This window comes from Streptomyces sp. UG1 (assembly GCF_049974585.1).
GTDB lineage: Bacteria > Actinomycetota > Actinomycetes > Streptomycetales > Streptomycetaceae > Streptomyces.
In genome coordinates this window covers 161,439-182,464 of sequence record NZ_JBNGGG010000016.1, presented here as the reverse complement: position 1 = coordinate 182,464, position 21,026 = coordinate 161,439, and the positions used below count along the sequence as shown (strand labels likewise).

Sequence of the window (21,026 nt, the reverse complement as noted above, 5' to 3'; positions counted from 1 at the left end):
AACCGCACAGCAACAACCATTGACAAGTGTCCGAGTTGTTTCTCTACTGTGAACGCTCACAGAAGCATGGCAGGTCTTCGCAACGGGCGGAGACCCCAGGTCAGGGGAGAGATCCATGCCCATCACGAAGCGCCGGCGGCCCTTTGTCAGAAGTGTTGCTGTGTCCGTCGCCGTCGCCCTCGGGGCCACCGCCCTCGCCGCGTGCGGCTCCGAGGACGACGGCGAGGCCGAGTCCGGCCCCGTCTCGCTGACGTACTGGACCTGGACGCCCGGCATGGACAAGGTCGTCGACCTGTGGAACAAGGGTCCGGGCAAGAAGGAACGGATCACGGTCACGGTGAAGAAGCAGGCGTCCGGCGACACGCTGGTCACCAAGATCCTCACCGCGCACAAGGCCGGCAAGGCCCCGGATCTGGTCCAGGCCGAGTACCAGGCGCTGCCGACGCTGGTCAGCAATGACGCGGTCGCGGACATAGCGGGCGAGGTCGGCGACGCCAAGGGCAAGTTCGCCGACGGCGTCTGGCAGCAGACCACGCTGGGCACGGACGCGGTGTACGCGGTCCCGCAGGACATCGGGCCGATGATGTTCTACTACCGCGAGGACCTGTTCAAGAAGTACGGCCTGTCGGTCCCGGCCACCTGGGAGGAGTTCGCCGAGACGGCCCGGACGCTGAAGAAGAAGGCCCCGGACACGGACCTGACCACGTTCTCCGCCAATGACTCCGGCCTCTTCGCGGGCCTCGCCCAGCAGGCCGGCGCCAAGTGGTGGACGGCCTCCGGCGAGAAGTGGAAGGTCGGCATCGATGACGCCGCCTCGCAGAAGGTGGCCGAGTTCTGGGGCGGCCTCGTCGAGGAGGGCGCCATCGACAACCAGCCGATGTACACGCCGGCCTGGAACAAGGCGCTGAACACCGGCAAGCAGATCGCCTGGGTCTCCGCCGTGTGGGCCCCGGGCACGCTGACCACGGCCGCGCCCGACACCAAGGGCAAGTGGGCCATGGCCCCGCTCCCCCAGTGGTCCGAGTCGCAGAACGTCACCGGAAGCTGGGGCGGCTCCTCCACCGCCGTCACCACCGACTCGGGGCACAAGGCGGCCGCCGCGAAGTTCGCGGCCTGGCTGAACACCGACGACGCCGCGCTCCAGGCGCTGGCCAAGGAGGGCGGCATCTACCCGGCCGCCACGAACGCCCAGACCAGCGGCGCCTTCGCCACCCCGCCGGACTACTTCTCGAACCAGTCGGACTTCTACACCAAGGCCGCCGAGATCGCGAAGACCACCGCCCCGTCCGCCTGGGGCCCGAACGTGAACGTCGCCTACACGACCTTCAAGGACGCCTTCGGCAAGGCCGCCAAGGACAAGTCGGACTTCGCCGCCGCGCTGAGGACCATGCAGGACGACACGGTCGCCGACCTCGAGAAGCAGGGCTTCGAGGTCTCCGAGTGACCAGCGCAAGCCGGAAGGCGTACGGGGTGAAGGGGGCCCCGTATGCCTTCCTCCTCCCTGCATCAATCCTCTTTCTGCTGTTCTTCGCCCTGCCCATCGGCTACGCGGTCTGGCTCAGCTTCCGCAAGGTGAAGGTCTCCGGGCTCGGCCTCGGCTCCGGTGCCCGCAAGGAGGTCTGGGCCGGCCTGGAGAACTACACGGACGCCCTCACCGACAGCGAACTGGTCAACGGGGCGCTGCGCGTGCTCGGTTACGGCTGCATCGTGGTGCCGGTGATGCTGGGCCTGGCCCTGCTGTTCGCGCTGATGCTGGACTCCGACAGGGTGCGGCTCACTCCCTTCACCCGGCTCGCGATCTTCCTGCCGTACGCCATCCCTGGCGTCGTGGCCGCGTTGCTGTGGGGCTTTCTGTACCTGCCGGACGTCAGCCCGTTCTACTTCGTGCTGGAGAGGCTGGGCCTGCCGCAGCCGGATCTGCTGGACGGCGGTCCGCTGTATCTCGCCCTCTCCAATATCGCTGTGTGGGGCGGCACCGGCTTCAACATGATCGTCATCTACACCTCGCTCCAGGCCATTCCGGCCGAGGTGTACGAGGCGGCGAAGCTGGACGGCGCCACTGCGCTGCAGATCGCGCTGCGGATCAAGATCCCGATGGTGGCGCCCTCGCTGGTGCTGACCTTCTTTTTCTCGATCATCGCCACGCTCCAGGTGTTCAACGAGCCGACCACCCTGAAGCCGCTCACCAACTCCGTGTCCACGACCTGGAGTCCGCTGATGAAGGTGTACCAGGACGCCTTCGGCAAGGGCGACATCTACGCGGCGGCCGCTCAGGCCACGATCATCGCCCTGGTCACGCTGCTGCTGTCCTTCGGATTCCTGCGGGCCGCGAACCGTCGCAACAAGCAGGAGGCAGCGTGATGAGCTCCCTTGCCGTCGGCAAGGCCGACACCGCTGCGGGCGTCACGCCCGGCACCGCACCGAGCCGCCCGCCGCTGCGCCGCCGGATCGCGCTGATCCCGACGGTCACGCTGCTGCTCGGCGCGCTCTACTGCCTGCTGCCCGTCGCGTGGGTTGTGATCGCGGCGACGAAGTCCGGCAGTGAGCTGTTCTCCACGTTCACCTTCCTGCCGGGCACCGGCTTCGCCGACAACTTCTCCGACCTGAGCGCCTACCGCGACGGCGTGTACTGGCGGTGGATGGGCAACTCCGCCCTGTACGCCGGTCTCGGCGCCCTGCTGTCGACCGTCGTCTCGGCGTTCAGCGGCTACGCGCTGGCCACCTACCGCTTCCCGGGCCGCGAGGCGATCTTCAACGTGCTGCTGGCGGGCGTGCTGATGCCGCCGGTCATCCTCGCCGTCCCGCAGTACCTGCTGCTGGCGAAGGCCGACCTGACGGACTCGTACCTGGCCGTGCTGCTGCCGCAGATCCTGTCGCCGTACGGCGTCTATCTCTCGCGGATCTACGCGAGTGCGGCCGTCCCCGCCGATGTGGTCGAGGCCGGGCGGATGGACGGGGCGAGCGAGTGGCGGATCTTCATCCGGGTGGCGCTGCCGATGATGGTGCCCGGCATGGTGACGGTCTTCCTGTTCCAGTTCGTGGCGATCTGGAACAACTTCCTGCTGCCGTACATCATGCTCAGCGACGACGAGAAGTTCCCGATCACGCTCGGCCTGTTCACGCTCCTCGAACAGGGTGCCAACACCCCGGCGCTGTACACGCTGGTGATCACCGGCGCGTTCCTCGCGGTGCTCCCGCTGGTGGCGCTGTTCCTGGTCATCCAGCGGTTCTGGAGTCTGGATCTGCTCTCCGGGGCCGTAAAGTCATGACCATGAGCAACACGGGGGGCCGACGCAGACCGCCGACGATCCACGACGTGGCGCGCGAGGCCGGAGTCTCACGGGGCACCGTCTCGCGCGTGCTCAACGGCGGGCACTACGTCAGCCCGGCCGCCCAGGAGGCGGTCAACGCGGCGATCCGCAAGACCGGTTACGTCGTCAACCGGCATGCCCGCTCGCTGATCACGGGGCGTTCGGACTCGGTCGGCTTCCTGCTGACCGAGCCGCAGGAGGGGTTCTTCGAGGACCCCAACTTCAACGTCCTGCTGAGCGGCTGCACGCAGGCGCTCGCCGCGCACGACATCCCGCTGCTGCTGATGCTGGCGGGCACGAAGGACGAGCGGCGGCGCATAACGCGGTACATCACCGCCGGTCATGTCGACGGCGTGCTGCTGGTCTCCAGCCACTCCGGGGACCGGGTCGCCGAGGAGCTGCGCGAGGCCGGTGTGCCCCTCGTGCAGTGCGGCAAGCCCATGGGGCCCGGCTCCAAGGTGAGCTATGTGGCGGCGGACGACCGGGACGGCGCCCGTGACATGGTGCGCCATCTGCTGTCGCTGGGCCGCCGCCGGATCGGCGTGGTGAGCGGCCCGCTGGACACGCCGGGCGGGGTCGACCGGCTCGCCGGGTACAAGGAGGTGCTCACGGAGGCGGGCGTCGAGATCGACGAGCGGCTTATCGTCTCCGGCGACTACAGCCGGGCCAGCGGCGAGGCGGGCGCCGAGCGGCTGCTGGCGCGGGCCCCGGACCTGGACGCGCTGTTCGTGGCCTCCGACCTGATGGCACAGGGCGCCCTGGCCGCGCTGCACCGGGCGGGGCGCCGGGTGCCCGAGGACGTCGCGGTGGGCGGCTTCGACGACTCGGCCGCGGCGGTCGAGGCCAAGCCCGCCCTCACCACGATCCACCAGCCCTACGACCGCATCAGCTCCGAGATGGTGCGGCTGCTGCTCGCGCAGATCGGCGGGGAGGACCCGGCGGCGGTGATCCTGCCGACGGAGCTGGTGAAGCGCCATTCGACGTGACGGCGGGAGGGGAGTGAGCGGGCCGCGACCGGTCAGGAATCGAGAAGCCGCCCGCCGCTCCCCCGTCCTAGCGTGAAACCACCGACGACAACCGTCGGCGCAGACCACGTCAGGAGGACGTCATGACCGCCGGAGTCAGCACGATCATCTACCCCGTCAAGGACCTCGACCGGGCGAAGGCCCTGTTCGGCGCCCTGCTGGGCACGGAGCCGTACGCGGACGAGCCGTACTACGTCGGCTACAAGGACGCCGGACAGGACGTCGGTCTGGACCCCAACGGACACGCCAAGGGCATGACCGGCCCGGTGCCCTACTGGCACGTGGCCGACATCCGGGCGACCCGCGCGGCCCTGCTTCAGGCGGGCGCCGAGTCGCTGCAGGACGTGCACGACGTCGGTGGCGGCCGGCTGATCGCCTCCGTGAAGGACGCCGACGGCAACCTCCTCGGGCTGCTCCAGGACCCGACCGGCTGAGCCCCGACCGCCTCGCCGGCACCCATCGTTTGCGCGCGCACTAGTTGCACGGGCAACAAATGGCCGAAACGGTGCTACCGTGCGGATATGGCAGCGAAAACGGCCGACGCGGCGCTCGAGGAACGGTGGCGGGACATCCTGTCGGTGCACGCGCGCACCATGTGCGAGATCGACCGCGTCCTGCATCCGCACGGTCTGGGTGCGAGCGACTTCGAGGTGCTCGACATCCTCGTGTCGGCGACGCCCGAGGAGGGCGCGCAGTGCCGGGTGCAGAACCTCGTCGGCCGGGTCCATCTCAGCCAGAGCGCGCTGTCCCGGCTCATCGCCCGGCTGGAGAAGGACGGCCTGGTGGAACGTTCCGTGTGCGCGGAGGACCGGCGCGGCGTGTACGTCACCCTCACCCGCAAGGGGCGTGACCTGCACGCCGAGGTCCTGCCGCTGCAGCGCGAGGCGCTGGCGCGCATGCTGAGCGGCTGATGGCGGTGCCGGTGGGATCTGCGAGGGGGACGAGCGGCGTCCGTCCGTGCGGCCGCTCATCCCCCTCGGGGCGTGCGGTCTTCGGGCGCTAGGGTCGCGCCAGCAGAGTCCGTACCCCCTCCGAGGTCAGGGTCAGAGGGTGCTCGGAGCCGGCGTCTATGGTGAGCGCCAGGTCCTCGGCCGGCCACTGGGAGGCGAGTGCGCCCAGCGGGACCAGGCGGTAGCGGGAGACGTAGGGCAGCAGCTCGGCCATCGCGGGCTCGGAGGTGAACACCGGGACGACCGGCTCACCGCCCGGCCGCTCGATGACCGGAAGTGCCACGGCCCCGGGGTCGGTGGCGTCCGCCTCGCCCACGTCGTCGGGCACGGGGACGAGGACATCGCTGCTCGCGAGCGTGTCCAGCGCCGCGCTGTCCTCGGTGTTGTCGGCCAGCGCGTCCAGCGCCCGCCGGGCCGGTGTGGCGGTGTAGTCGTTCGCGGGTGTGTCCATGGCGGTTCCCCTGTTAGCGGCGGTAGTGCGGTCCGTCCGGGGCATGATCGCGGGGTGCCGGCCCCGGCGCGGCCCTGCTCACGTACCCGATCCGGACTGGAGCATTCCTATGGCTGTCCACAGGGTCGGGAGGCCGGGGCATTAGTTGTCCGCAGGTCACGGGATCAGCGGAATGTGCTCGGACGGAAGCCCGAGGCGGTCGCAGCCGACCCGGCGGGCAAGCGGCTCGGCCATGCTGGGGCCCACGTGGGTCCAGTACGTCGCCGCGTCCCGGAAGTAGCGCTGCATCCGCTCGCCGTCGCGGGCGTGCCGGGAGCCGGCCGTGCGGAAGAGGGTGCCCTGCAGGACGTCCCAGGTCATGCGGCCGGCGTTCAGGAACATCAGGGCGAGCCGGTTGTCCTCGGCGATCGTGAAGGGGGCGCCGCCGGTGGCGTTGCGGTGGCAGGTCTCCATCCACTCCTCGGCGGTGCGCCGCAGCGCGGCCTCGGCCATGTGGATCACGCCGAGGGCCTCGCCCAGATGCCGCTGGTAGTCGTGGAGGTCGCCGCGGGTGCGGTCGGGTTCGAGCACGAGGGGGCGGGCGGCGATCGCGCGGGCGTACTCGTCGGCGGCGGCGTAGGCGGTGCCGACCATGATGGCGGCCAGTTCGCCGTGGAAGAAGCTCGGCGCCCGGCCGGCGTACAGGGGGTTGCCGTGCAGTTCGGAGCCGACGCTGCCGCCCTCGACGGGCAGGTCGAGCAGGCTCGCCTCGCGGGTGAGGTACGCGGGGATGCGGGCCTGTTCCATGTGAATGCTGTTGGAGCCGCTGCCGCGCAGGCCGAGGACGCCGTGCCAGTCGTCGAGCACGGTCCACTTCGAGCGCGGGACGACGAACAGCACCGGCGGTCCCGGCGGGGCACCCGGCCGGTCGGGGGCGCGCAGGGTCTGGCCGACGTAGTGGGTGGAGTAGGGGGCGCCCGAGGAGTACGGCCAGGTGCCGTCGAGGACGACATGGCCGTCGCCGTCGGGTTGGGCGACGCCGATGGGCGCGACCGTGGACGCGGCCCGGAAGTCGCCGTCGGCGCCGAAGATCTCGTCCTGTGCCCGCTCCTCGAAGACCGACGCGACCTGCAGGACGTGGGCGGCGGTGAGCGACAGGGCCCAGCCGGTGGAAGGGCAGCCGCGGGCGATCTCGGTGACCACGCGGTAGAACGTGGGCAGGCCGAACTCGTAGCCGCCGTACCGGCGCGGCTGGAGCATGCGGTAGAAGCCGGCCCGCAGGAAGTCGTCGTGGGTGTCTTTGGGGTAGTGCGTCAGCCGTTCCGTCTCCGGCTGGCGTTCGAGCAGCACGGGCCGCAGGTGCGCGGCCCGTTCGACGATGTCGCGTTCGGTCAGTCCGGGCTCGGGAGCGTCGATCACGATGCCTCCTGGCGTGTGGGGCCGTCCGTTGCGTGGCGTGATGCATGACGCGATACGGGTGATTGAACACGGCAACCGGTCCGGGGTACCGACCGGATATCGCCAAGTGCCGGGGCCGCGGGGGTGGCGTCGGCTCAGACCGACCCGGCCAGCAGCGCCAGGCCGTCCGGCAGGGTCGTCAGTGGTCCGAAGGAGTCGGTGTGCGAGGCCTCGGCCCAGCAGTCCGTGTACGCGCCACACGGCGAGAATGTTCGCGGTGTTGCCGCCGCCCACATGGACGACGTCCTGAGCGAGCAGGAACGCACGCAGCGCCTCGTCGTCGAGGTCCCGCCGGAACAGCGGCAGGACGGAGGGCGTGCAGGAGGGGCGGGTGCGGAAGGCGGCCTGGAACCTCTCGGTGTAGGCGGGGGCGTCTCCGCTCGCGGCGGGCAGGAAGCAGATCCTGGGGCGGGGAGTGGGGGCGTGTGACAGGAGCCAGTCGTCGAGCAGGCCGTCATCGTCGGTGGAGAAGCCCCCGCCGAGGAGTGCCAGGCGGGGTGGGGAACGTCGGGCACCGGTGCGCCTCCTTCGTGGGGTGGTGTCGGGAACCACGGCGGGCCCGGGCCGCGTGCGCAATCGAGTTCGGCCCGAGTCGCGTCTCCGCGGCGGGCGAACCGTCGTAGCCTGAGATGGAAGGGACAGGCTCCCGCCCTGATGGGCGCGGGAGGCGGCATATGCGTTACGACGACCGCAGGGCGGCCGGGCGGCTGCTGGCCGAGGGGCTGGACGGGCTGCGCGGTCAGGACGTGGTGGTGCTGGGCCTGCCGCGCGGCGGGATGCCGGTCGCGGCGGAGGTGGCCCGGCATCTGGGTGCCCCGCTGGATGTGCTGGTGGTGCGCAAGCTGGGCGTGCCCTGGCAGCCGGAGCTGGCCTTCGGGGCGATCGGCGAGCACGGGGTGCGGGTCCTCAACCGGGACGTGATCAGCGACGCCGCGCTGGACGCCGCCGAGCAGGAGACCGTGGAGGAGGCCGAGCGGGCCGAGCTGGAGAGGCGGGTGCGCGGTTACCGGCACGGGCGGCCCGCGCTGCCGGTCGCCGGGCGCACGGCCGTCGTGGTGGACGACGGACTCGCCACCGGCGCCACGGCCGAGGCGGCCTGCCGGGTCGTACGGGGGCAAGGAGCGACGCGGATCGTGCTGGCCGTGCCCGTCGGGCCGGTCCACAGCATCGACCGGCTGCGGCGGGTCGCCGACGAGGTCGTGTGTCCGCGGCCCCAGCAGGCACTGGGCTCGGTGGGCGCCTGGTACCGGGACTTCACCCAGACCGAGGACGCCGAGGTCACGGCCCTGCTCGCCGACGCCGCCCGCCACGCGCCACGCTCCCCCTCCGGGCCCGAGCCGCCGCCGAACCGCGAGGTGCTGCTCCCGGCCGTCGGGGCCGAACTCGGCGCCCGTCTGGTGGTGCCGGACGGCGCGCCGGCGGTCGTGGCCTTCGCACACGGCAGCGGCAGCGGCCGGCACAGCCCGCGCAACCGGTACGTCGCCACGGCCCTCAACCGCGCGGGCCTGGCCACCCTGCTGCTGGACCTGCTCACCGACGACGAGGCGCACGACCGGCACAACGTCTTCGACATCCTGCTGCTGGCCCGGCGCCTGCACTCCGCGGCCGTGTGGCTGCGGCGGGAAACGAGCCTGCCCGTGGCCTACTTCGGGGCGAGCACCGGAGCCGCCGCCGCGCTGGAGGCGGCCGCGCTGTCCGGCTCCGGCATCATCTCGGTCGTCTGCCGGGGCGGGCGCCCCGATCTCGCCACTCCGGCGGCGCTGACCCATGTACGGGCCCCGACGCTGCTCATCGTCGGCAGCCGTGACACCCAGGTGCTCAGCCTCAACCGCCTGGCCGCCGACCGGATGCACTGCGAGCACCGGATGGCCGTCGTCCCGGGCGCCACCCATCTCTTCGAGGAACCCGGCACGTTGACCACGGTCGCCGAACTGGCCCGCGACTGGTTCACCGCCCACCTCGGCCGACCCACCGCGGGGGCGCCGCCGCGCCGGTCGGCCTGAGGTCGCGATCCGGTCCGTGCGGCTGGTTTCGGACAGCCGGAAGAGCTGGTTCCGTCAACCTGCGGAGCGGCGGAGGTTGAGTGTTGAACTTATGTCTAAACTCTGGATCCTTCATGGAGAGGGATCCCCACGTGAGCGAACCGAACGGCCCCGTCTGCCCGGAGTGCGGCACGCCCCGGGCGTCCGACGGAACCCCCGACTGTTCCTGCGCCCGCCGCGCCTCCGACGCCCGTCGCGACGCGCGTGCTGCGGAGCGGGCGGCGGCGGAGGACTTCGATCCGGTACGGATCCGGCCGTTCGTCGAACTCGGTGACGAGCCCGGGGCGGACCGGGACGGGGACGAAGTGCCCCAGGAATCAGGGGACTTGGCGGACACGGACGCCATACCCACCCTCCCGCCCTCCGGGCATTCGGCGCCCGGCGAGACGCCCCTGCCCGACGCGGACGCCGACGTCATCCCCCGGCGCAGGCGCCGCGCCCTTCTGATCACCGGAGCGGGCGTCACCTTGGCCGCCCTGCTGACGGGCGCCTACCTGGGCGGGCTGTTCACCTACGACAGCCCTTCACGTGGCGGGGCGGTCGCCGACGACGTACGGGCACCCGTCCCGGACACTTCGAGCGAGGACGGCACCGCCCCGGAGGGGCAGTCCTCCGGCACGGTCTCCGCGTCGCCGTCCCCGACCGGGACACCCTCGCCCGGTACGACCCCTGACGACAGCTCCCCCACACCGAGCACCTCCGCCGCCACCCCGACCACCGCTCCCACCGCGCCCCCGTCCAGCGCGGGCGCCACCACCAGCACCGCCCCCGAGCCGAGCGACGCGGAGGGAGAACCCCCGGTGCTGCGCCGCGGCGACCGGGGACCGGAGGTCACCGAACTCCAGCTCCGCCTGCGCCAGATCGGCCTCTACTCCGCGGACGCCGACGGCGAGTACGACCGCCGGGTCGAGAGCGCGGTCGGCACCTACCAGCTCACCCGCGTCATCCTCAGCGACGAGTCGGGCGTCTACGGCAGACCGACCCGCGCCTCGCTGGAGTCCGAGACCTCCGAGCCGTGACCGTGCGGCCCTCTCGCCGGTTCAGCCCAGCTTCTTCAGCAGCTCGACGGCGAGCGGGGCGGAGGAGGCGGGGTTCTGGCCGGTGACCAGGTTGCGGTCGACGACGACGTTCGGCACCCACGGCTCGCCCACCTCGACCCGCACGCCGGCCTCGGTCAGCCGGTCCTGGAGCAGCCACTCGGCCTTCTCCGCGAGGCCGCCCAGGGTCTCCTCGGTGTTGGTGAACGCGGCCACCCGGTAGCCGGCGAAGCTGTTGGCGCCGTCGGCCCCGGTGGCGGCGAGCAGGGCGGCCGGGCCGTGGCAGACGACGCCCAGCGGCTTGCCGGAGTTCAGGGCGAGGGTCAGCAGCCTGCCGGAGTCGGCGTCGACCGCGAGGTCCTCCATCGGGCCGTGACCGCCCGGGTAGAACACGGCGTCGTAGTCGTCGAGGTCCACCTCCGCCAGCCGGACCGGCTCACGCAGCTCCGTCATCGCCTCGAGCACGGCGGCGATCCGGTCGGCGTTCTCCTGACCGCCGTTGGCGCCGGCCGCGAGGCTGCCCTTGTCGACGGGCGGCACGACACCGCCCGGCGTGGCCACGACGACCTCGTGACCGGCGGCCTTGAACGCCTCGTACGGGGCGGCGGCCTCCTCGGCCCAGAAGCCGGTGGGGTGCTTGCTGCCGTCGGCCAGCGTCCAGTGGTCGGCGCCGGTCATCACGAAAAGGATCTTCGACATGAGGGGGGCTCTTTCGTAAGGGGTTTGCCGTATCCCGACGTCCCGACCGTACGCGCGATGTGCCATTGGAATCCAATAGGCTCATTCATATGAGACATAGGGATTCCAATGAGGAGGTGGCCACGGACCGGCTCGGCGGTGCGGCGCCGGTGGACCTGAATCTGCTGCGCACGTTCCTCGCGGTGTACCGCACCGGCTCCTTCACCGCCGCCGCCCGGCTGCTGGGCCTGTCGCAGCCGACGGTCACCACGCAGATCCGCACGCTGGAGCGACAGCTCGACCGGGAGCTGTTCCAGCGGCTGGCGCGCGGCGTCGCCCCCGCACCCCACGCGGACGAGCTCGCCGCCCGGATCGTCGAGCCGCTGGACGCGCTCGCCACCGTCACGGGGCCGGGCGGCTCCGCCGACGTCCACCCCGCGGACCCGGTGCATCTGGCCGGTCCCGCCGAGTTGCTGACCCATCGCGTCATGCCCGCCCTCGCGCCGCTGGTCGACCGGGGCGTACGGCTGCGCATCACGCCCGGCCTGACCGAGCCGCTTCTGGAGGAGCTGCGGGCCGGCCGCTACGACCTGGTGCTGTCGACCTACCGGCCGCGCGGTCGCGCCCTGGCCGCGGTGCCGTTGGCGGACGAGGAGTTCGTGCTGGTCACGGCCCCTGCCTGGGCGGAGCGCAGCGGCGGTCCGGCGCGGATCGCGGCCGACGGCCCCGCCGCGCTGCACGGCGTGCCGCTGGTCGCCTACGCCGAGGACGTGCCGATCGTGCGCCGCTACTGGCGTCATGTCTTCGGCAGGCGGCTGGTGCGCCACCCGGCGGTGACCATGCCCGATCTGAACGCGGTCAAGGCCGCGGTGGCGGGCGGCACGGGGTTCAGCGTGCTCCCCCGCTACCTGTGCGCGGCCGAACTGGCCTCGGGTGCGCTGGTCCTGCTGCACGACCCGGACGACCCGCCCATCAACACCGGCTTCCTCGTCCAGCGCCCGGGCTCCTCCGGCAACCCCCATGTCCCCCTGGTCCGCGACCACCTCCTGGAGATCGCCCGCGAATGGTGACTCACCCGGTGCCGGCCCAGCGCATGGGTGCGCAGCGCCAGCAGCGCCTCGAAGCGAACCGCGGGTCGCCGAGCCGGTCGCCGAACAGGCTCTCCAACTGCGGATGGATGCCCAGCGCCTGGGCGACCTCGGGAGCGGTACGCCTCCAGGGCATCAGCAGCGCGTCCAGGGTCTCGGCGAGCCGGGCCGCCCGCCCCCCGGGGGGGCAGGCCCGCGAAGACGCCCAGGGGGTGCTGTGAGAGTACGGTGCGGTGCCCGCGCCCGCCGCGGCAGCGGCTGCTGTCACAGCCGGTGCGTGCCCTCGGCGTGCCGGACGAAGGCCCTCCGGCGGCACCGAGTTGCTCGGGGCAGCCTGCGAGGCGTGCAGCCGGCAACTCGTCTCTCCGACCACCCCCGGCCGGGCCCTGGCCCGCCTCGGGCACGGCACGGTCGTACCGTTCCCGACCGCGTACTGCGGAGCGACCCGTCCGGGAGCGACACCGGTCCGGCAGCCGCAGCGCGCCACCGAGGCGGAGGCGCCCCGGATCTGGAGTACCGAGCTGCCGTGGCAGCGACTCGGCCGCGCCGTCGGCGTACCGGTCACCGAGGCGGAGCCCAGCGCTCCCACCACGGACAACGACTCCCTCACCGACCTCAACGCCCTCGTCGACGCCCTGCGCGAGGCCGCGGAACTCACCGGCCGCGCCCCGCAGCCCAGCCCCTGGCTGCCCCCGCTGGGCCGGTCCGTGCTGATCGACGAGCTGCCGCAGCCCGAGCAGACCGGTGACGCCCGCCCGGCCGCGGTGCCGTGGGCCCTGTCGGACCTGCCCGGTGCCTAGGCGCAGGAACCGGTGCGGCTGGACCTCGCCGCCTTCGGCCACCTGTATGTCGTCGGCATCCCCCGCTCCGGGCGGTCCCAGGTGCTGCGGACCATGGCAGGCGCACTCGCCCGCGCCAACACCGCCGCGGACGTCCATCTGTACGGCATCGACTTCGCGGGCGGCGCCCTGTCCGCCATGGGCGTGCTGCCGCACTGCGGCGCGGTCGTGCCGCGCGGCGACACCGAGCGGCTGGAACGGCTTCTCGCCCGGCTCGACGGCGAACTGCACCGCCGCCAGGAGCTGCTGACCCGGCATCACGCGGCGAACCTCACGGAACTGCGGGAGGTCGTGCCCGCTTCCTCCCGCCCGGCGCACGTCCTGCTGCTCGTCGACGGCTGGGACGCACTCGTGGACCTCATCGCCGAGCACAACGGCGGCCGGCAGACGGACCAGGTGAACCGGCTGCTCGGGGAGGGCGCCGCCGCGGGTCTGCACGTCGTCGCCACGTCCGAGCGAGCCCTGCTGGCCGGACGTGCCACCGCCCTCAACGACAACAAGCTGCTGCTGCGGCTGAACGACCGCACCGACTACCACGTCGTGGGAGTGCGCCCCCGCGATCTGCCGGACGTGATCAGCCCCGGCCAGGGCTGGACCTCCGACGGGACCGAGATCCAGGTGGCGTTGCTCGCGCCCGGCGCGAGTGGTCAGGAGCAGGCGGAGGCGCTGCGCGCGATCGGCGCCGAGGCGACCCGCCGCGATGCCGGGCTGCCCGCCGCCCGGCGGCCCGTGCGGATCGGCACCCTGCCGGCCAAGGTGGAGTTCACGGCGGCGTACGAGAAGGTGCCGGCGGAACTGCGCCGGCCCCTGTGGGGTCTGCTGGGGCTGGGCGACGACGTCGCACCGGTCGGGGTGGACTTCGCGGGCTCCTCGCCGGCGTTCGTGGTCGCCGGTCCGCCCGGTTCCGGCCGCAGCACCACGCTGGCGAGCCTGGCGGTCTCGCTGCTCGCGTCCGGCACCCGGCTCGTCGTCCTGACACCACGGGAGTCGCCGCTGCGGGCGCTGAACGGTCATCCGGGGGTGCGGCTGCTCACCGCGCAGTCCTCCACGGCGCAGGAGCTCGCCACCGCCCTGGGCACCGGCGGCGAACCCCGCGTGGTCCTCGTCGACGACGCCGACCTGCTGATCCTGCCGGAGATCGACCAGGACCTGCGGGCCCTGGTCGAGTCCGGCCGGGACCGCGCCGTGGGCGTGGCCGCCGGTGTCACCGGGGAGACGATGGCGGGTGCCATGGGCTGGCTCAGTGCCCTGAAGCGGCACCGCCGGGGCGTGCTCCTCGACCCTCAGAACGTGATGGAGGGCGACATCCTGGGCGTCCGGCTGACCCAGGCCCAGTTGCGCAACCGCAGACCGGGCCGGGGCCTGACCGTCGACCCGCGCTCCGGGGAGCTGATCAACGTGCAGATTCCCGAGACGGCCCTCGACTGACGGCCGGCGCCGCCGCACAGGCGCCGGCGGCACACGCCGTCAGCCACTCGTCGAAGTCGGCGTCGTAGCGGGTGCCGATGTCGTCGGTGTAGACGGCGTAGCCGCCCGCGTAGTTGCCGACGCGGAAGCGGGCGAGCATGCGGTGGATGTCGGCCGGGTGCCTCTCGAACATGTAGCGCACGGCGAGATAGCCCCATGCGTAGATGCGGGTCACGTCGCTGTTGGTGTACGTGTTCTGGAACAGGGTGCTCAGCCGGTAGGTGTGCCTGCCCGCCTCGGTGACGGCCCGGTCGTAAGTGATGCGGCGGTAGCCATAGGAGACGTACTCGGCCACGCCCTCGATCCACCACACGTCCGGCACCGAGGTCTGCTGGGCGAAGTCGCCCTTCATGTTGTAACGGGCGTCGAGGTAGTGCGTGTACTCGTGGTTGAGGTTCCATATCCGGGCGGCGTGCCCGGTGTCCTGGCTCTTCCGGTACATGACCGCGAACGGCTTGTTGGCGGGGTCCGTCGGGTCGTCGATCACGGTCATGCCGCCGTTGTCCGTGCTGATGCCGAAGATCGCCCCGGCGTACGTCCGGTAGTCCTGAGCGCTCGCGAAGACGGCCAGGTCGAGCGTCGACAGGTACTGCCCGGGTATGGGGCCGTCGTCCTTGACGAGGTCGTGGACGTAGGCGTCCTGGCCGAGCACGCTGGCGCACGCCGCGTCGAGGTCGGCCGAGGTGAGGGACTGGGCCCGGATGGTGCGGGTGGCGTCGCAGGCGTGGGTGATGGGTAGGGCGGCCCGGGTCAGTTGGCCGGCCAGGTCGCAGACGCCGTAGTAGGCGCAGTTGGCACGGTCGTAGGAGTCGGCCTGCGTCGCCACGGCCACCCACAGTCCGGCCGTGGGGCCGGTGATCCGGGTGCTGTCCAGCAGGTGCCTGGCCTTGGGGCGCACGGTGGTGCGCAGCGCCGGGTGCTCGACGTAACGGGCCAGGTTCATCCCGGCGTTGGAGGTGAGGTAGGCGCGGTCGGTGCCCAGCAGGTCGAGGTGGTCGAGCGCGAAGGTGTGCAGGGTGGCGACGACGGAAGGGTCGGCGGTGACCGCCCTCACGTACCGCGGGTTCCAGTTGCCGCGCCAGAGCGGGGTGTGGACCGCGTTGACGGCCGCCAGCATGCTGAGGACGGCGTCGTAGGAGCTGTCGTAGCCCTTCAGGATCCGCTGGTAGACCCGGAGATACCGGGCCTGCTGGTCGGCGCTGTCGGTGAGGATGACGACCTCGCCGAGCACGTCGCCGTTGGCGGCGGTGACGTCCCCGGAGCGCGGGCGGGCGAAGAAGGTGTCCAAGCCGCGGGTGGTGTGTGCGGCCAGGACCTTGCCGTACGGGCCCACGTCTTCGGGGTTGTTGAACTGCACGTAGTAGCCGGCCCGCAGGAACAGGACGAGTTGCCACACGCCGGCGGAGTTGTCGCCGTTGTAGGCGGCTGCCGTGCGGGTGAACTCCTGGGCGATCGTGACCATCTGGGACTCACGGAAGACGGCGCGCGCGTCCGCGCCGGTGACCCCGAAGAGGGTGTTGACGCAGCCGGTGGTCGAGGCCTTGACGAACGCGACGAGTGCGGCGCCGGTCCTGCTTCCGAAGTCGCCGGGAGTGCAGGGGGCTGCCTGAAGGCCGGGCTCCGTGCCGGGGCGGGTCGGGAGGCGCGTCGGTGTCAGGGGCGGGAGGTGGACCGGGGTGAGCGGCCGGTCCTGTACGGCGGGACGGGCGGTGGTGTTGAGGGTCGGGCCGGTCGGTGGTGGGGGTGTCGTCGTCGTGCCGGGCGTGACCGCGGCGGGGGCGGTCCTGGTCGGAGTTGCCGCGAGTGCCGGGGTCGCCAGCAGGGCGGAGAGGGTGACGCAGGCGGCGAGGGCGGATGTCATGCGTCTGGGCAGCACGAAGCCGTAGCGCATCTGGATTCCTCCAGGGTGGATGCGCCTCCGAGTGGGGGTACCGAGGCGTGTGAGGCACTGTCTCAACGCCCAGGCGCCTCAACAATGGTGTGTGACATAGCACCTTGCGCGGACGAGCCATAACGCCCGGCGCCGGCTACTACGCCTTCGACACGCTCCAGGTGCGCGCCGCCCAGGCCTTCAAATGCGGGGACTGGGCCGCGAGTTGGCGATAGGCGGCGGTGGCGCACTGGTGCAGCGCGTCGGCCGTCTGCTCGGTCACCGTGTCACGCCGCCAGGCAAGCACGTAGCGGCACCACAGCGGCGTACCGGCCAGGGGTTTGATGACCACCTGCGGGATGGGCCGTGTCGTCGCCTGGACGACGGCCACGCCGAGGCCGTCGGCGATCATCCCCTGCAACTGCTGCCGGTCGCCCAGGAATTCGTGCACCGTCGTCGGCGTGAAGCCGGCCGCCGCGCAGGCCATGTAGAAGACGCCGGGCCATCCGGCGCCGTCGTCCGGTGTCAGGAACCACGCCTCCTCGGCCAGCTCGGCGAGGGAGATCTGAGCGCGGCGTGCGAGCGGGTGGCGAGACGGCAGGGCCACGAAGTTCGGCTCGGTGACGATCCCGCGATGCCCGATCCCCTCCGGGTGCGCCAGCTCCCTTCCGGGGTAGTCCGCGGCGATCGCGGCGTCCAGCGCGCCGTCCTCCAGGAGCTCGACGATGCGCGAGGAGGCGTACACGCTGCTCACGGAGAGCGAGACGTCCGGGAGCCGGGCCCGGACCCCCGAGACCATGCCAGCCAGCATCGGGGAGTTCGTCGCCGCCACCCGCAGGGCCACCCGCGCCGACGCCGAGCCGGCTGCCCGACGGCGGCCGATCGCGGCGGCACGGGCCAGGACGTCACGGGCCTGGGCGACCACCTCGACGCCGTACGGCGTCGGCCGCACCCCGCTCGGCCCGCGCTCGAACAGCGGCTCATCGAAGTGCCCCTCGATACGCCGGAGTTGGGTGCTCACGGCGGGTTGCGAGTACCCGAGGTCCGACGCGGCCCGGCCCACGCTCCCCGCATCGGCGATCGCACACAGCACCCGCAGATGCCGCAGCTCAAGCTCCACCCGTAATACTCCTATTCCGGCATTTCGTGCCAGTCACTACAGAATCCGGCATCCCACCCCACACAGGCCCCCCTTTGAACGCCCGTCGCACCCTGCGGTTAGCATATGAGCGCCACCTAGCTCGAAAGATAGGCCCGTGACTGTCAACGACGACTCGTTCACCAACTGGAAGACCCGCGAGGAGATCGCGGAGTCGATGATCCCGCTCATCGGGAAGCTGCACCGGGAGAGGGACGTCACCGTCCTCCTCCACAGCCGCTCCCTGGTGAACAAGTCGGTGGTCAGCATCCTCAAGACCCACCGCTTCGCCCGGCAGATCGCCGGTGAGGAGCTCTCGGTCACCGAGACGCTGCCGTTCGTGCGGGCCCTCACCGAGCTCGACCTCGGCCCGTCGCAGATCGACATCGGCATGCTGGCCGCGACGTACAAGGCCGACGACCGGGGTCTGACGGTGGAGGCGTTCACCGCCGAGGCCGTCGCGGGTGCCACCGGCGCCAACAAGATCGAGCGCGGCGAGGGACGTGACGTCGTCCTGTACGGCTTCGGCCGCATCGGCCGGCTCGTGGCCCGGCTGCTGATCGAGAAGGCCGGTTCGGGCAACGGCCTGCGGCTGCGGGCCATCGTCGTGCGGGGCGGCGGCGAGCAGGACATCGTCAAGCGGGCCTCGCTGCTGCGCCGGGACTCCATCCACGGCCAGTTCCAGGGCACGATCACCGTCGACGAGGCGAACAGCACGATCATCGCCAACGGCAACGCGATCAAGGTGATCTACGCGAACGACCCGAGCGAGGTCGACTACACCGCGTACGGCATCAAGAACGCCATCCTGATCGACAACACCGGCAAGTGGCGCGACCGCGAGGGCCTGTCCCAGCACCTGCGCCCCGGCATCGACAAGGTCGTGCTGACCGCGCCGGGCAAGGGCGACGTCCCGAACATCGTGCACGGCGTCAACCACGACACCCTCAAGCCGGACGAGCAGATCCTGTCCTGCGCGTCCTGCACCACCAACGCGATCGTCCCGCCGCTGAAGGCGATGGAGGACGAGTACGGCGTGGAGCGCGGGCACGTGGAGACCGTCCACTCGTTCACCAACGACCAGAACCTGCTGGACAACTACCACAAGTCCGAGCGCCGTGGCCGTTCCGCGCCGCTGAACATGGTCATCACCGAGACCGGCGCCGCCTCGGCCGTCGCCAAGGCGCTGCCCGACCTGAAGGCGCGGATCACCGGCAGCTCGATCCGTGTCCCGGTCCCGGACGTCTCGATCGCCATCCTCAACCTCCAGCTGAAGCGCGAGACGACCCGCGAGGAGGTCCTCGACCACCTGCGCGAGGTGTCGCTGACCTCGCCGCTGCGTCGCCAGATCGACTTCATCACGGCGCCCGACGCGGTCTCCAGCGACTTCATCGGCTCGCGGCACGCCTCGATCGTGGACGCCGGCGCGCTGAAGGTGGAGGGCGACAACGCGATCCTCTACCTCTGGTACGACAACGAGTTCGGCTACTCCTGCCAGGTGATCCGGGTCGTCCAGCACGTCTCCGGGGTGGAGTACCCGACCTACCCGGCCCCGGCGGTCTGATCCCGTCCGGCCGCCCGGTGCCGCGCGAGCGCGTGCCGGGCGGTCGCCGCCATCGCCTCGTCGACCATCCGCCCCTCGAAGAGGACGGCGCCCGCGCCACGCGCCTGGGCCTCCGACACCGCGGCCACAAGGGCCTCGTAGCGACGCAGTTCGTCCGCGCTCGGCGCGAACACCTCGTTGACGACGGGTACATGGGACGGGTGGATCACCATCATCCCCTCGTAGCCCAGCGCACGGTTCTGCTTCGCGAAGTGCCGCAGTCCCGTGAGGTCGGCGACGTCGGCCCACAGGCCGGTGGCGGGATACGGGCGGTTCGCGGCGCGCGCGTCCAGCAGTACGCGGGCGCGCAGTTCCCGGGTCTCGGTGCCCTCGGGGGTCCAGCGGTATCCGACGGCGCGCTCGACGTCGCCGCCCGGCGCGGTGAGCGCGCCGAGGTGGGCGATGCGGCGGGCGGCGCGGGCGATGTCGTAGGCCTCGCGCAGTGCCCGGGCCGTTTCGAGGAGAGGTACGAGCGCGAAGTGCCCCTCCGGAAGGCCCTGTTCGCGCTCGCACCAGCTCAGCAGCCGGTCGGCCAGGCGTACGTCGTCGGCGCAGCGCACTTTGGGCAGGACGATGCCGTACAGCCCGGGGCGGGCCACGGCGCGCAGGTCGTCGACGCCTGTCCAACCGGCCGATGCCTCCAGTGAGTTGACGCGCGCGAGGAGGCGCATCGGGCCGTGCGCCTCGGCCACAGCCTTCGCCACGGCCTGTCGCGCCGTGGGCTTCTCCGGCTGCGGGACCGCGTCCTCCAGGTCGAGGATCGCCGCGTCGGCGCCCGCCGCCCGGGCCTTGGCCAGCCATTCGGTCCGGTTGCCGGGGACGAAGAGCAGGGAGCGCAGGGGTGCCCTGCCGCCCTCGCGTTCAGATGACACCCCGCTCCTCCAGTCCCGCGCGCCGCTCCTCGCCGATGCCCAGCCACTGCCCGTACACCAGGTCGTTGTCCGCCCCGAGTGACGGGCCGGTGCGCCACACCGCACCCGGGACGCGCCGGAAGTGCGGGATCACGGACTGCATGCGCACCGGTCCGAGGTCGGGGTCGTCGACGGTGACGATGTCCTCGCGTTCGGCGTAGACCGGGTCCTGGACGATGTCCGCCGCCGTGAAGACCCGGGACGCCACCACCTCGGCGTCCTCGAAGGCCTTCAGGCACGCCTCGGCCGGGCGCTCGGCGATCCAGGCGCGCAGGCCGTCGTCCAGGCGGGTCCGGCCCGCGTGCTGCTGCTCGGCGGTGGCGAACTCCTCCTCCGGCAGCCCGAGCAGCCGGGCCACGTTGCGGACGGAGCGCAGGGTGGCGGAGGTGACCGTCAGCCAGTCGCCGTCGGCGGTGCGGTAGGTGTTGATCACCGCGGCCGGGGCGACGGCCAGTTGGTTGCCCGCGCGTTCGGGGACGGTGCCGAGCTGGTCGTAGGCGATGATCTGCCACTCGACCAGCCGGAACAGCGGCTCGAAGAGGGCGAGGTCGATCCACTCGCCGTCGAAGGCGGGGTCGGTGGCGCGGCGGTGCAGGGCGGCGAGGACGGCGTAGGCGCCCATCAGGCCGGTGACCGCGTCGCCGTGGGAGAAGCCGGTGTGCACGGGCGGGCCGTCGGGGAAGCCGGTGAGGTGGACGACGCCGCTGCGGGCCTCGCCCATCTTGCCGAAGCCGGGGGCGTCCGCCCGGGACGAGGTCGCGCCGAAGCCGGAGATCTGCAGGAGGATGGCGCGCGGGTTGACCGCGTGGACCGCGTCCCAGTCCAGGCCCCAGGCCTTCAGCCGCCCGGCCCTGAGGGTCACGATCACCACATCGGCCCAGGCGACCAGTTCCCGGGCTATCGCGCGCCCCTCCTCGTGGTGGAGGTCCAGCGTCACGGACCGCTTGTTGCGCCCGGCGACCTTGAACCACAGGGGCACTCCGTCGCGGCGGGGCCCCATCAGGCGGGCCGCGTCCCCCGTGCCGGGCGGCTCCACGTGCACGACGTCCGCGCCCTGGTCGGCGAGCATCGCGCCGGCCAGCGGGCCCGCGACCACATGGGCGAACTCCACCACCTTCAGCCCCGTCAACTGTCCCTGTCGTGTGCCGTCGCTGTCGTCCATGGGGATCAGGCTGCGGG

General features: G+C 71.9%; 20 protein-coding genes and 1 pseudogene. 12 read left to right on the top strand and 9 right to left on the bottom strand.

The genetic code is table 11. The features are described from left to right. Positions 1-115: 115 nt before the first annotated feature. From ACP4J3_RS19900 to ACP4J3_RS19875, 6 genes are all read left to right on the top strand, one after another. Positions 116-1,444: an ABC transporter substrate-binding protein gene (locus tag ACP4J3_RS19900; RefSeq protein ID WP_426536184.1), complete on the top strand. Its 1,329-nt coding sequence runs from the start codon at positions 116-118 to the stop codon at positions 1,442-1,444. Continuing rightward, a complete protein-coding gene (locus ACP4J3_RS19895; RefSeq protein WP_426536182.1) occupies positions 1,441-2,361 on the top strand; it encodes a carbohydrate ABC transporter permease in 921 nt (306 codons plus the stop codon). The genes ACP4J3_RS19900 and ACP4J3_RS19895 overlap by 4 nt, the downstream gene beginning before the upstream one ends. After that, entirely contained in the window at positions 2,361-3,269 is a 909-nt protein-coding gene (locus ACP4J3_RS19890) for a carbohydrate ABC transporter permease (RefSeq protein ID WP_426536180.1), read from the top strand. Before ACP4J3_RS19895 ends, ACP4J3_RS19890 begins: the two co-directional genes overlap by 1 nt. Then, positions 3,266-4,297 (top strand): LacI family DNA-binding transcriptional regulator, encoded by a 1,032-nt coding sequence (locus ACP4J3_RS19885; protein WP_426536178.1) that lies wholly within the window; start codon positions 3,266-3,268, stop codon positions 4,295-4,297. Before ACP4J3_RS19890 ends, ACP4J3_RS19885 begins: the two co-directional genes overlap by 4 nt. Before the next feature lie 122 nt (positions 4,298-4,419). Then, positions 4,420-4,770, top strand: coding sequence for a VOC family protein (locus ACP4J3_RS19880; RefSeq protein ID WP_426536176.1), 351 nt, complete (start codon positions 4,420-4,422; stop codon positions 4,768-4,770). Between the two features lie 87 nt (positions 4,771-4,857). Next, a complete protein-coding gene (locus ACP4J3_RS19875; protein ID WP_426536174.1) occupies positions 4,858-5,247 on the top strand; it encodes a MarR family winged helix-turn-helix transcriptional regulator in 390 nt (129 codons plus the stop codon). Between the two features lie 88 nt (positions 5,248-5,335). On the opposite strand, the gene ACP4J3_RS19870 is transcribed toward ACP4J3_RS19875, so the two are convergent. The 3 genes and pseudogenes from ACP4J3_RS19870 to ACP4J3_RS19860 form a co-directional block, all read right to left on the bottom strand. Continuing rightward, positions 5,336-5,737 carry an SseB family protein gene (locus ACP4J3_RS19870; protein WP_426536172.1) on the bottom strand — a complete coding sequence of 134 codons (402 nt, stop codon included), beginning with the start codon at positions 5,735-5,737 and terminating at the stop codon, positions 5,336-5,338. 156 nt (positions 5,738-5,893) lie between these two features. After that, entirely contained in the window at positions 5,894-7,135 is a 1,242-nt protein-coding gene (locus ACP4J3_RS19865; RefSeq protein WP_426536170.1) for an acyl-CoA dehydrogenase family protein, read from the bottom strand. 137 nt (positions 7,136-7,272) lie between these two features. After that, positions 7,273-7,726 (bottom strand): annotated as a pseudogene (locus tag ACP4J3_RS19860) (Type 1 glutamine amidotransferase-like domain-containing protein); the annotation flags it as partial. Positions 7,727-7,848: 122 nt separating this feature from the next. Here ACP4J3_RS19860 and ACP4J3_RS19855 point away from each other — a divergent pair. Beyond that, positions 7,849-9,177, top strand: coding sequence for a phosphoribosyltransferase family protein (locus ACP4J3_RS19855; RefSeq protein ID WP_426536168.1), 1,329 nt, complete (start codon positions 7,849-7,851; stop codon positions 9,175-9,177). A gap of 131 nt (positions 9,178-9,308) precedes the next feature. Next, positions 9,309-10,235 carry a peptidoglycan-binding domain-containing protein gene (locus ACP4J3_RS19850; RefSeq protein ID WP_426536166.1) on the top strand — a complete coding sequence of 309 codons (927 nt, stop codon included), beginning with the start codon at positions 9,309-9,311 and terminating at the stop codon, positions 10,233-10,235. 21 nt (positions 10,236-10,256) lie between these two features. Here ACP4J3_RS19850 and ACP4J3_RS19845 read toward each other — a convergent pair whose 3' ends face one another. Beyond that, complete coding sequence (locus ACP4J3_RS19845; protein ID WP_426536164.1) at positions 10,257-10,952, bottom strand: type 1 glutamine amidotransferase domain-containing protein; 696 nt, start codon at positions 10,950-10,952, stop codon at positions 10,257-10,259. Positions 10,953-11,041: 89 nt separating this feature from the next. Between ACP4J3_RS19845 and ACP4J3_RS19840 the strand changes: the two genes are divergently transcribed. Further along, positions 11,042-12,001, top strand: coding sequence for a LysR family transcriptional regulator (locus ACP4J3_RS19840; protein WP_426536162.1), 960 nt, complete (start codon positions 11,042-11,044; stop codon positions 11,999-12,001). 1 nt (position 12,002) lies between these two features. Here ACP4J3_RS19840 and ACP4J3_RS19835 read toward each other — a convergent pair whose 3' ends face one another. Further along, on the bottom strand, positions 12,003-12,287 hold the full coding sequence (locus tag ACP4J3_RS19835; RefSeq protein ID WP_426536160.1) for a hypothetical protein: 285 nt from the start codon (positions 12,285-12,287) through the stop codon (positions 12,003-12,005). Between the two features lie 52 nt (positions 12,288-12,339). Here ACP4J3_RS19835 and ACP4J3_RS19830 point away from each other — a divergent pair, with 52 nt between their 5' ends. Both ACP4J3_RS19830 and ACP4J3_RS19825 read left to right on the top strand, forming a co-directional pair. Next, on the top strand, positions 12,340-12,819 hold the full coding sequence (locus ACP4J3_RS19830) for a hypothetical protein (protein WP_426536158.1): 480 nt from the start codon (positions 12,340-12,342) through the stop codon (positions 12,817-12,819). A gap of 12 nt (positions 12,820-12,831) precedes the next feature. Next, on the top strand, positions 12,832-14,286 hold the full coding sequence (locus tag ACP4J3_RS19825) for an FtsK/SpoIIIE domain-containing protein (protein ID WP_426536156.1): 1,455 nt from the start codon (positions 12,832-12,834) through the stop codon (positions 14,284-14,286). Here ACP4J3_RS19825 and ACP4J3_RS19820 read toward each other — a convergent pair. Together ACP4J3_RS19820 and ACP4J3_RS19815 are read right to left on the bottom strand one after the other, a co-directional pair. Then, entirely contained in the window at positions 14,252-16,216 is a 1,965-nt protein-coding gene (locus tag ACP4J3_RS19820; protein WP_426536154.1) for a collagenase, read from the bottom strand. The two genes, ACP4J3_RS19825 and ACP4J3_RS19820, sit on opposite strands and share 35 nt — an antisense overlap. 139 nt (positions 16,217-16,355) lie before the next feature. Further along, positions 16,356-17,315, bottom strand: coding sequence for a LysR family transcriptional regulator (locus ACP4J3_RS19815; RefSeq protein ID WP_426536152.1), 960 nt, complete (start codon positions 17,313-17,315; stop codon positions 16,356-16,358). A 136-nt stretch (positions 17,316-17,451) separates the two neighbouring features. On the opposite strand from ACP4J3_RS19815, the gene ACP4J3_RS19810 reads away from it, so the two are divergent. After that, the gene (locus ACP4J3_RS19810; RefSeq protein WP_426536150.1) at positions 17,452-18,897 is read left to right on the top strand and encodes a glyceraldehyde-3-phosphate dehydrogenase; all 1,446 of its coding nucleotides are present in this window, start codon (positions 17,452-17,454) and stop codon (positions 18,895-18,897) included. On the opposite strand, the gene ACP4J3_RS19805 is transcribed toward ACP4J3_RS19810, so the two are convergent. Continuing rightward, positions 18,876-19,808, bottom strand: coding sequence for an HpcH/HpaI aldolase/citrate lyase family protein (locus ACP4J3_RS19805; RefSeq protein WP_426536148.1), 933 nt, complete (start codon positions 19,806-19,808; stop codon positions 18,876-18,878). The genes ACP4J3_RS19810 and ACP4J3_RS19805 overlap by 22 nt on opposite strands. After that, the gene (locus ACP4J3_RS19800) at positions 19,798-21,009 is read right to left on the bottom strand and encodes a CaiB/BaiF CoA transferase family protein (RefSeq protein WP_426536146.1); all 1,212 of its coding nucleotides are present in this window, start codon (positions 21,007-21,009) and stop codon (positions 19,798-19,800) included. Before ACP4J3_RS19800 ends, ACP4J3_RS19805 begins: the two co-directional genes overlap by 11 nt. Positions 21,010-21,026 lie beyond the last annotated feature (17 nt).